The sequence below is a fragment of the Streptomyces odontomachi genome (genome assembly GCF_024435355.1).
GTDB lineage: Bacteria > Actinomycetota > Actinomycetes > Streptomycetales > Streptomycetaceae > Streptomyces > Streptomyces odontomachi.
In genome coordinates, this window is sequence record NZ_JAMJWG010000016.1 from 263,452 (window position 1) to 273,726 (window position 10,275).

10 protein-coding genes are annotated in these 10,275 nt (G+C 71.0%); 6 read left to right on the forward strand and 4 right to left on the reverse strand.

Annotation, left to right across the window (positions count from 1 at the left end):
- Positions 1-21: 21 nt before the first annotated feature.
- The gene (locus tag NQO67_RS29635; RefSeq protein WP_255953400.1) at positions 22-744 is read right to left on the reverse strand and encodes a polysaccharide lyase family 7 protein; all 723 of its coding nucleotides are present in this window, start codon (positions 742-744) and stop codon (positions 22-24) included.
- A 284-nt stretch (positions 745-1,028) separates the two neighbouring features.
- Here NQO67_RS29635 and NQO67_RS29640 point away from each other — a divergent pair, with 284 nt between their 5' ends.
- From NQO67_RS29640 to NQO67_RS29660, 5 genes are all read left to right on the forward strand, one after another.
- Positions 1,029-1,520, forward strand: a complete 492-nt coding sequence (locus NQO67_RS29640) for a DUF5990 family protein (protein ID WP_255953371.1) — start codon at positions 1,029-1,031, stop codon at positions 1,518-1,520.
- 659 nt (positions 1,521-2,179) lie between these two features.
- Positions 2,180-3,100 (forward strand): NADP-dependent oxidoreductase, encoded by a 921-nt coding sequence (locus NQO67_RS29645; RefSeq protein WP_255953372.1) that lies wholly within the window; start codon positions 2,180-2,182, stop codon positions 3,098-3,100.
- Between the two features lie 295 nt (positions 3,101-3,395).
- On the forward strand, positions 3,396-4,337 hold the full coding sequence (locus tag NQO67_RS29650; RefSeq protein WP_255953373.1) for a glycoside hydrolase family 16 protein: 942 nt from the start codon (positions 3,396-3,398) through the stop codon (positions 4,335-4,337).
- A gap of 232 nt (positions 4,338-4,569) precedes the next feature.
- Positions 4,570-4,827 carry an NfeD C-terminal domain-containing protein gene (locus NQO67_RS29655; protein WP_255953374.1) on the forward strand — a complete coding sequence of 86 codons (258 nt, stop codon included), beginning with the start codon at positions 4,570-4,572 and terminating at the stop codon, positions 4,825-4,827.
- Positions 4,828-4,837: 10 nt separating this feature from the next.
- A complete protein-coding gene (locus NQO67_RS29660; protein ID WP_255953375.1) occupies positions 4,838-6,010 on the forward strand; it encodes a flotillin family protein in 1,173 nt (390 codons plus the stop codon).
- Between the two features lie 125 nt (positions 6,011-6,135).
- Here NQO67_RS29660 and NQO67_RS29665 read toward each other — a convergent pair whose 3' ends face one another.
- From NQO67_RS29665 to NQO67_RS29680, 3 genes are all read right to left on the reverse strand, one after another.
- Complete coding sequence (locus NQO67_RS29665) at positions 6,136-6,789, reverse strand: COG4315 family predicted lipoprotein (RefSeq protein ID WP_255953376.1); 654 nt, start codon at positions 6,787-6,789, stop codon at positions 6,136-6,138.
- A gap of 497 nt (positions 6,790-7,286) precedes the next feature.
- Positions 7,287-7,502, reverse strand: coding sequence for a hypothetical protein (locus tag NQO67_RS29675; RefSeq protein ID WP_255953379.1), 216 nt, complete (start codon positions 7,500-7,502; stop codon positions 7,287-7,289).
- A gap of 178 nt (positions 7,503-7,680) precedes the next feature.
- Positions 7,681-9,339 (reverse strand): MDR family MFS transporter, encoded by a 1,659-nt coding sequence (locus NQO67_RS29680; RefSeq protein WP_255953380.1) that lies wholly within the window; start codon positions 9,337-9,339, stop codon positions 7,681-7,683.
- Positions 9,340-9,483: 144 nt separating this feature from the next.
- On the opposite strand from NQO67_RS29680, the gene NQO67_RS29685 reads away from it, so the two are divergent.
- Positions 9,484-10,080 (forward strand): TetR/AcrR family transcriptional regulator, encoded by a 597-nt coding sequence (locus NQO67_RS29685; RefSeq protein WP_255953381.1) that lies wholly within the window; start codon positions 9,484-9,486, stop codon positions 10,078-10,080.
- Positions 10,081-10,275: the final 195 nt, after the last annotated feature.

Genomic DNA, 10,275 nt, shown 5'->3' on the forward strand with positions numbered 1-10,275 from the left:
CCTCACCGGGCGGACGGCGCGTCAGCCGCTGTGCGAGACGGTCAGCCCGTAGAACCCGACCCGCGCGCCGTTCGTCGTGCTGTCCGACGACGACTGGTTGTACGACCCGGCCTTGAAGTACTGCTTGTACGGGTCGAAGGACGACGGGATCGAGTAGTGCGTGGTGCTGCCGTTGACGGTCAGGTCGATGGTGTGGCCGCCGGAGACCGCGATCGTGTAGGTCCACGTCTTGCCGATCGACACGTTGCCCACGGTGTGCGTGGTCTGGCCGCCGTCGGGCGAGTTCTCCGTACCGGCGACGATGTCACCGTTGGAGTGGTAGTACAGCTCGATCAGCGGCTTGGTGGACGAGCCACCGGAACCGAGGTGGATCTGCCCGACACAGACGTTCTTCGTCACGGAGATCACCCGCAGCGTGGCGCTGAGCTTGTGGTTCCCGCTGAGCGACCAGTTCGCCGCGCTGCCGTCGCGGTTCATCTCCCGCAGCTCGGAGCGCGCGTAGTTGGAGTTCGGCGTGGTGACGCCCTTCTCCGGCGCCCAGAAGACCATCGCGCCGTCCCGGTCGTCGGTGTAGAAGTACGAGTCCTCGAACCCGCCCTCCAACCGGGACGACGAAATGGTGGTCGGCGACCCCGGCGACCCGACCGGCTCCTGGAGCTGCCAGATCCCCAGGTCGAAGTTGCCGCCCGGCGGCTTCGTCGGGTCGGCGGCGTCGGCGCTGGTACTGCTCAGGAGAGCGAACATGGCAGCGAGTCCGGCACCGGCGGCAACGGTCAGAACTTTCGAGCGGAACGGCATGGTGGGGGTCCTTTGGCGCTCGTGGTCGAGGGGAGCTAGGTCTAGTCCAATCCCTGCATCCAAGTGAGTAACACGGGCCCGGGGGACCGTCAATGGGACGAAGGCGCGCGGCTGTACGGCTTCGCCGCACGCACACCATCAGCCACCCACGGACCGACCGACGATCCGGACACCGCAGAACGCACCCCGAACGACCGGCACCGCCCCCACCCAGGCGCATGATGACCCTCATGCGCATCCGCATCGACGCCACCGACCTCCCCGGCCGCACCTGCGGCGCCGGTCCCGCCACGGACTTCGGCACCCAGGGCTACGCCAACATCCACGTCGCCGTGCAGCGCCGCAACCGCCCGGCCGAGTTGCTCGATCCGCAGCCCGGCGACGCCGCAACCGCCACCTGGACCCTGGAGTGCACCACCACCGCCGGCGCGGCGGATCCGGCGGGCGCGACACCCGTCGACGTCAGGGGCCCGTACGTGCAGGGACGCCCAGGCGGCCGTTTCGTCTACCTGTCGTGGGGCACGGTCGACGGACCGGGCGACTTCACGATGTTCCGACGCGCCAAGCTGATGCTGGACGCCGTCCCGGCCGAGGTACTCACCACCGCCGCACGCCAGGGCCTCCTGGTAGGCCGCCTGGGCCTGACCGACGGCCGCGGCAACCCCCTGTGCGCCCGAGTCGTACCCCCGCGCATCACCTGGACTTCGGAACCGTCCCCCTGACCCGCGCGGCGCTCGCCGGCGAGTGAGGTGCCGCCGCAGGGCCGCCGCAGGGCCGCCGCAGGGCCGCCTTTGCTGGGGTGGGTGGGTCGGTGTCGCGGGGGTATGTACGTGCTCGGCCGGCGCGATTGCCCTGGACCGTCAGTTCACGGCACCCAGCGGCGGTCCTGCGCGCGCACATACCCCCACGACACCTCCCGTCTCACTCGCGGCTCTCCCCCGGTGGTTCGTTATTCCTTCCTCCACCCCTTTCGGGGTGTCGCCCCCCACGGGCATGGAACAAGCCCCACCGGCGGGGCAGGCGCGTACGAAACGGGAGGGGGTGTGGGGGATGTGCGCGCGCAGGACCGCCGCCGAGTGCCGGTGAACTAACGGTCCACGATCATCGCGCCGGCCGAGCACGTACATCCCCCACGCCCCCGACCCGCAACGAAACAGAAGGCGACCCCAGCCACAGACGGACCCGCACTCGGCAACGCGCACCGGCACACGCCGCGCAATAACAAGCCCGTCCGGCGATTGAGGACGAGGCCGTCAAGGCCGACAAAGGGGGCCTGGGGGCAAAGCCCCCAGAGGGGGCGCCCACGGGGCGCCGCCCCCCATGACGCCCCGGATCCGGGGAACCCGCCGACCGAACCCACGACAGAAAGCAGGACCACCTCATGCGAGCCGTCACCTACGACTCCTTCGCCACCGACAACTCCCGTCTGACGATCGGCGAGGTCCCCGACCCCAAGGTGGGCCCCGGGCAGGTGCTCATCGAGGTGCGGGCGGCCGGGGTCAACCCGGTGGACTGGAAGATCATGACCGGCGGTCTCGACCCGATGATCGACACGGTCTTCCCGGTGATCCCGGGCTGGGACGTCGCCGGGGTGGTGACGTCCCTCGGCCCGGACGTACCGGAGTTCGCGATCGGCGACGAGGTCATGGCCTACGCCCGCAAGGACGTGGTGCAGGCCGGCAGCTACGCGCAGTACATCGCCGTCGCCGCCCCCGCCGTCGCACGCAAGCCCGCCGCCCTGGACTGGCCACAGGCCGGCGGCCTGCCGCTGGCGGGCCTGACCGCACGGCGCACCCTGGACCGGCTGGAGATCGGTCCCGGCGACGTGCTGCTGGTGCACGGCGCCTCCGGCGGAGTGGGCAGCCTCGGCGTGCAGATCGCCGTGGACCGCGGCGCCCGGGTCCTGGGCACCGCGTCGCCGGGCAACCACGACTTCCTGCGCGGCCTCGGCGCCGAGCCCATCGCCTACGGGGACGGGCTGGCCGACCGGGTGCGGGAGCTGGCGCCGGACGGGGTGCAGGCGGTCGCGGACTTCGCGGGCGGCCAGCTGGAGACGACCCTGGCCGTGCTCGCCCCGAAGGGCCGGCACGCCTCCATCCTCGATCCGGCGGTCCTCGAGCACGGCGGCCATCTGATCTGGGTGCGACCGGACGGCGCCGGGCTCGCAGAGTTGGCCGCCCTCGTCGAACGGGGCGCCCTCACCGTCGAAGTCGCCGCCACCCACCCGCTGGACGAGGTCGGTGCCGCCCTGGACGCCAGCCGCACCGGCCACACCCGAGGAAAGATCGTGCTGGTGCCCTGAGCACCCTCTCACCTGGCAACCGGCCGGTTTCCGTACCGCGTCGACCGCGGGCGGCAGCCGGCCGGTGCCGCATGCCCGTCAGGACCGGTGTCGTCACGGCCCCTTGACGCCACCCCGAAACGTGCCCGACAGTCATGGGCAACCATTTGAGAGCGCTCTCAAGAACGGTACGAAAACCCCCACTCGAAACCCCCACTCCTCCAACCGAAAGCAGCCCCCCATGTACAGGACCCCGCACCGGATCATGTACCGAACTGCTTCCTCAGATCGGCCGCGACGGCGACTGGTAGCCGTCGTGACCGCGCTGGCGCTGCCGCTGATCGGACTGCTCGGGCTCAGCGCGTCCTCCGGCGCCGGCAGCGCGGCGGCCGAAACCCCCCACACCAGCACCGCGGCCCACGCCGCCGCACCCGCCTCCGCAGACACCATGAGCACCGTCTTCCGTGACGACTTCAACGGCGCCGCCGGCTCCCGGCTGAACGGCTCCGACTGGCTCTACGACATCGGCACCAGCTACAACGGCGGCGCCGCCAACTGGGGCACCGGCGAGATCGAGTCGTCGACCGACTCGACCGACAACGTCTACCAGGACGGCGCCGGCCACATGGTGATCAAGCCGCTCCGTGACGGTTCGGGGCACTGGACGTCCGGCCGCGTGGAGACCCAGCGCACCGACTTCGGCGCTCCCGCCGGCGGCCAGATGGAGATGAGCGCGTCCCTCAAGCAGCCCGCTCCGTCCAGCGGTCTCGGCTACTGGCCCGCGTTCTGGGCGATGGGTGCCGACGCCCGCCCGGTCGGGGCCACCAACTGGCCCAGCATCGGCGAACTCGACATCATGGAGGACGTCAACGCGCTCAGCCAGCACTCGACCACCTTCCACTGCGGCCAGTGGGCGGGCGAGTGCCATGACCCGGACGGCATCAGCAGCGGGTTGCAGGCCTGTTCCGGCTGCCAGAGCGACTACCACACGTACTCCGTGATCGTGGACCGCACCAACGCCTCAGCCGAGCAGCTGCGCTTCTACCTCGACGGCACCCAGACCTTCGCGGTCAACCAGAACGAGGTGTCGGCCGGCACCTGGGCCGCCGCCGTCGACCACGGCTTCTTCGCCATCTTCGACGTGGCGATCGGCGGCTCGTACCCGAACAAGGTGTGCGGGTGCACCTCACCGTCGGCGGACATCACCCCCGGCGCGGGCATGAGCGTGGACTGGTTCCAGGTCGCCGTGAGCCAGTGAACGCCCCCTGACCCCACCGGCCCGGCCGGCAGGGTCGGGCCGACGCGTCACACCCATCGGGTCGGCGGTCCCGCAGCGGGGACCGCCGGCCCGATCGCGTGCCGGGATCCGGTCAGCCGGTGTCAGCCGTAACGGAACCCATACACGCCCGCGTCCGCATGGGAATGGGCCGCGGGCAACCCTGGGACTATCGTCAAGACATCAATGGCCAGAGCGACAAGGGGGATGGCCGGTGATGGCGGACGAGGCCGTGATCGGCTGTACCGGGGTACTGACCATCGGCACGCGCGGAGTCGCCGGTCCCGGTGAGGTCCTGGTGCGGGTACGCGGTGGTTCGGAGACCTTCCTCGCCTGGTCGGCCGAACCCCTACCACAGGGCTCGACCGTGCTCGTCATCGAATCCCGTGGCAGCCGCCAGGTCGATGTCATCGAGTGGACCGATCCATTGGACGCGCCGTTCGCCTCGGGTGGCGTCGGCAGCGTCGGCTGAGGAGTGAGAGATGTTCGGTTACCGTGTGCCCGCCCCTGACCAGGCGATGCTCATCTCGGGCGGCAGGCGTGGGCTCAAAGGCGCACCGTTCCGGGTGGTGACCGGCCACGGCAAGTTCGTTCTTCCCGTCTTCCGCAAGACCCGCTTCCTGACCCTCGCGATGCGCGAGGCCGAGGTCGAGGAGAAGTGCGTGACCCGGCAGGGCATCACCCTGACCGTACGCGCCGTCATCGCCTTCAAGGTCGGCAACGACGTCGAGAGCATCGTCAACGCCGGGCAGCGCTTCCTCTCCGACCAGGACCAGATGGCGATCCTCACCGGCCGCATCTTCGCCGGTCACCTGCGGTCCATCATCGGTTCGATGACGGTCGAGGAGATCGTGACCGAGCGCCAGAAGCTGGCCACCGAGGTGCTGGAGACCTCCAAGGCCGAAATGGCGAAGATCGGGCTGATCGTCGACTCGCTCCAGATCCAGTCCATCGACGACGGCAAGACCGGCTACATCGAGGCGATGTCGGCGCCGCACAAGGCCGCCATCCAGCGCCAGGCCCAGATCGCGCAGGCGCAGGCCTCGCAGGCGTCCGCCGAAGCGCAGCAGGAGGCGACCCGTAAGCAGGCCGAATACGCCCGTCAGACCTCCATCGTCCAGGCGCAGTACAGCGCCGAGGTGGACCGCGCCCAGGCGGAGGCCTCCCAGGCCGGACCGCTGGCCCAGGCGCACGCCCAGCGCGAGGTGCTCACCGCACAGACCGAGCTGGCCGAACGCAAGGCGGAGCTGCGTCAGAAGGAACTGATCGCCGAGGTCGTCAAGCCCGCGGAGGCGGAGGCGGAGCGGATCCGGCTGCTGGCGATGGCCGAGGCCGAGCGGATGAAGATCCAGGCGGAGGCCGCCGCCTCGTACGACCGCGTCGCCCTCGACCAGAAGCTGATCGAGCAGCTGCCCCAGATCGTCAAGGAGGCCTCCGCCGGTCTCGCCAACGCCAACGTCAACGTGCTCAACGGCACGGACGGCCTGGGCCAGCTCGCGGCCGGCCTGGTCGGGCAGGGCCTGACGATCCTGGACTCGGTCAAGCAGAACCTCGGCACGAGCACCGACTCGGTCCAGAGCCAGAACGGCGACGTGCGGCGCACCTCCGACTCCGGCGCCCGGAGCGGAAACAGTCGCGCGATCGGTATCGAGTGACCGTGTGACCGTGTGACCGAGGAACGGAACCGAAACCGATGTCGTGATCGGTTTCGGTTCCGTTGTCGTGATCGGCTCTGGTCTCGGTGCCGGTGCCGTGTCAAGTGTCGGTACCGGATGCAGGATCAGTAGCCGCCCCCGCTGGAACCGGTTTTGGTACCGGTCGGGCTGGGGCTGCCGGTCGGGCTGGGGCTCCCGCTCGCGCTCTTCGTGATCGCCTTGCCCGAGGGGTCCATGACCCACCACACGCCGCCGAACTGGTTGAGCAGCTGCCCCATGATGTCGCCCTTCTTCTTGTCGAGGGCGTAGTAGTAGACGGGTCGTCCGTTGACCGTGACCTGCGTCGAGCCGTCGGTCCGGTGCGTCGTGCCGAGCTTCAGCCCGCTGGTGCCCGTGCCGGCCTTGGGCGTGCCCTGGGTGGTCATGGGCGGCCAGGCCGCCGCACAGGCGCCGGTGCACGTCGACTTCGAGGACTTGTCGGCTTGGAAGCGGTACAGCGAACGGCCGTTCTCGCCGACCAGGACCTTGCCGACCTTGCTGGAGGCCACCGACACCATGGCGGGCCCGGTCGGCGAGGCGGTGACCGGATCGGCCGAGCCGGTCTGTGCGTTCCTGTCGGGGGTCTCGGCGACCTCCGCCGAGCCAGGAGCCTGGGAGACGGTCGCGGACGACTTCTCATGGCCGCTGGAGCATCCGGTCACGAGGGCGGTGGCAAGGCTGACGGCGGCGAGCAGTGCGGCACCGGCCGCCCAGTCGGCCACCAGGGCGGGGCGTTTCATACGAGCCTCTCGTAGGTTGGTGCGGCGCCGTCGGGTGGGGCGCCCGTCCACTCCCCTCCCACTACGGGGCAGTACCCACGGCCCGGCAACCCGGGTGATCCGTTGGAGGGCCGGACGGGGGCCGATCGGGTCGCCGCGGTGGACACGTCCGCCCGTCCCCCGCGGGCTCGCCCGCCCGTTCCCGCGCGGGGGACCGCGGGGACGGCCGCTCCCGCCGTCCCCCGCCCGGTGCCTCACCCTGCCCGGTGCCTCACCCCGCCCGGCTCACCTGAGTCTTCTGCGCCGGTTGACCTCCCGTACCCGCGCGCGCAGCAGCTCGGCCGGCCCGGGGAGGCCTAACTCTCCGGCCGGACAGTGCCATTCCGGCCCGCCACCGGGTGGCCGCAGACGCACCAGCCCGTGCTCGACCCCGATCACCTGCCCCACCCGTCCGTCCCTGCCGTCCAGCGCATAGGACCCGACCCTGGGCGGCCGCTCGCCGCTCCGCCGGACCCCCATCACCGCCGCACCTCGTCCAACACGGCGATCAGCCGCGCGGCCGTGTCCAGGTTGCAGCGCCCCAGTTCCACCAGCGGATACGGTTCGTCGTTCGCCGCGCTCAGGGGATCGACGCGCAGCGACGGCAGTACCACTCCGAGGGCGCCGAGAGCCCCACGTAGCCGCGTCACCACGTCCTCCGCAGCCTGGGTCCCTTCCACCGACTTGGCCACCATCTTCTGCAACCTCCACGCTGAGTTCGTCCTGCCACACACAGAGTGGCGGATAAACCGGCCCCGTGACCACTGTCGGTGATCAACAGCACACTCTGTGGCACAATGCAGGGAGGTGGGCGTCCCCTTCCTCGTCCACCCGGCGGCCGGGCCGGTTCCTCGCCCGCCCGGCGCGCCCAGCTCAGCTCAGCCCCGCCGCGACACCACCGGGCGGCACATCCCTCCGGGCGTCCGACTCTCCAGCGTCCGGCTCCTCGACATCCGAGCCGTCGTCGTCCGAACCGCCGCCGCCCTGACGCCCGGTCAGGGCGGGCAGCAGCAGCGCCGGGAGTACGGAGAGGGCCGCGAAGGCCACGGCCCAGGTGAAGGTGTGACCGTAGGCGGTGGCCCTGCCGGCCGGCCCGGGGTGGGCGGCGAACTGCCCTTGCAGCACCACGGCGAGCACGGCCGCGCCGAACGAGCCGCCGATCTGCTGCATGATCCGGGTGGTGCTGCTGGCGTCCGGGATCTGCGCGGGGGCGAGATCGTGGTAGGCGCCGACCATGACGGCGAGGTTGACCGCGCTCAGCCCGGCCCCGCGCACCACCAGCGCCACTCCCAGGAGCAGTCCACTGACGTGCGCACCGCCCAGGGCGAACGGCAGTGTGCCCAACGTCACCAGAACGGCGCCCACAAGGACGACCGGACGCGGCCCGACGCCGTCGATCAGCCCCCCGAACCGACGAGCGAGCAGGCTCCCCAGGCCCTGGAGTCCCAGCAGCAGACCGGTGACCTGGGCGCCGTGGCCGCGCTGCTGCTGGTAGTAGAGCGGCAGCAGCAGCATGGCGCCGAACATCGACAGCCCGGACAGGAACAGCAGGGCGCTGGACGCGCTGAAGGAGCGGGCGCGGAACAGGTCCAGATTGATCAACGGAGCGTCCACGCGCAGCGCCCGGACGACGAACCCGACCAACAGCAGCACCCCGCCGGCCAACGGGACCAGCGCCGCCGGACGGCCGATACGACCGTCGCCGCCCACCTGGGTCAGCCCGTAGACGAGCCCGGCGAGCGCCGGCGAGATCAGCAGCAGGCCCGGCAGGTCCAGGCGCCGGCCGTACAGGGGAACGTCGCCGGGCAGCACGCGCCAGGCCAGGACCAGGGCGACGACGCAGAGCGGCACGTTGACGTAGAAGATCCACCGCCAGCTGAGGTGATCCACGATCAGGCCGCCGATCATCGGGCCGAAGATCGGGCCCACCAGCGCGGGCAGCGTGACGAGGGCCAGCAGCCGACCGATGGTGCCGACCCCGGCGGCCCGCATCAGCAGGGTCTGCATGATCGGCATCAGCAGCCCGCCGCCGATGCCCTGGAGCACCCGGAAGGCGATCAGCGCGCCCATGTTCCAGGCCAGGCCGCAGCAGACCGACCCGGCCAGGAACAGCAGCAGCGCCGCGAGCCACATCCGCTTGGCGCCGAACCGGTCGACCGCCCAGCCGGTGAGCGGGATCGACATGGCCAGGGCCAGCAGATAGCCGGTGCTCACCCACTGCACGGTGGCGACGGGGGCGTCCAGGTCGTTGCTCAGGGTGCGCAGCGCGACGTTCACGATCGTGCTGTCCAGCAGCGGCGCCAGCACCCCGATGACGAGGACCCCAGCCAGCCGCAGCAACGCCGGGTCCAACCGCCCCGCCTTCTTCTTCGCGCCCTTCCCCGCGCCCTTCTTCGGACTGCCCTTAGGACTGCCTTTAGGGCTGCCCTTCGCGCTCGCCTTGGTGGTCGCCTTCGCGCTCGCGCCCTTGCCCACTCCGTCCGCCCCCTGGTCACGCTGCCGTTCCCTGCCGTCCCGGCGGCGATGCGGCACGCGGCCGTCGTACGGGCGGACGCAGGGCCGGCGATCATCGCCATAAGAGACGTATCGTCTCCAGTCCCGGTGCCACGGTAGCCTAGCCGCGGTGAACAAGAGACGCCAAGTCTCTTGGAGGTGCTCATGGGCCGGAGGGCGGAAGTGGCGGCACGGACCGGCGATCAGCCAGGGGTGCAGCGGCGCCGCGGCGCCGCGTTGGAGGCCACGATCCTGGACGCGGTCTGGGACGAGCTGGCCGAGGTGGGGTACGCCCGGCTCACCATGGAGGGCGTGGCCGCCCGCGCCCACACCGGCAAGCAGGTGCTGTACCGGCGCTGGGCCAACCGTGCCGAGCTGGTCATCGCCGCCCTGCGCCGCCGGAACGGCTCCATCGTCGACCAGGTGCCGGACACCGGCGAGCTCCGTCGTGATGTGCTCACCGTGCTGCGCTGGATGGTGAAGCGGAGCAGCACCATCGGCTCGGATGTCGTGCACGGCCTGATGGCGGAGGTGCCGGACCTGGACCCGCAGCCGTTCTCGATGATGAGCGGGGTGATGACGACCCTCCTGGAGCGGGCCGCCGCGCGCGGCGAGATCCCGACCGCAGCCCTGCCCCCGCGCGTCGTCACGCTGCCGCCCAACCTGGTCCGCCACGAGATGCTGCTCACCCGCCGCCGGCCGATCGAGGACGAGGCCCTCGTCGAGATCGTCGACGAGGTCTTCCTGCCGCTGGTCCACGCCTCGGCGGGCCGGTCCTGACCGGCCCGCGGCGGCCAGGGCCTCGCACACGGCTGGGCAAACGCCGAAGGCGGCACCCCCCGGAAGGGGTGCCGCCTCCACACGTACTACGGCGGTACGGAGATCCGTACGAACCGCTGGACTTTTCGGTCCGCTGACGGCGGATCAGAAGTCCATGTCACCGCCCGGCATGCCACCCGGCGCGGCGCCGGCGGC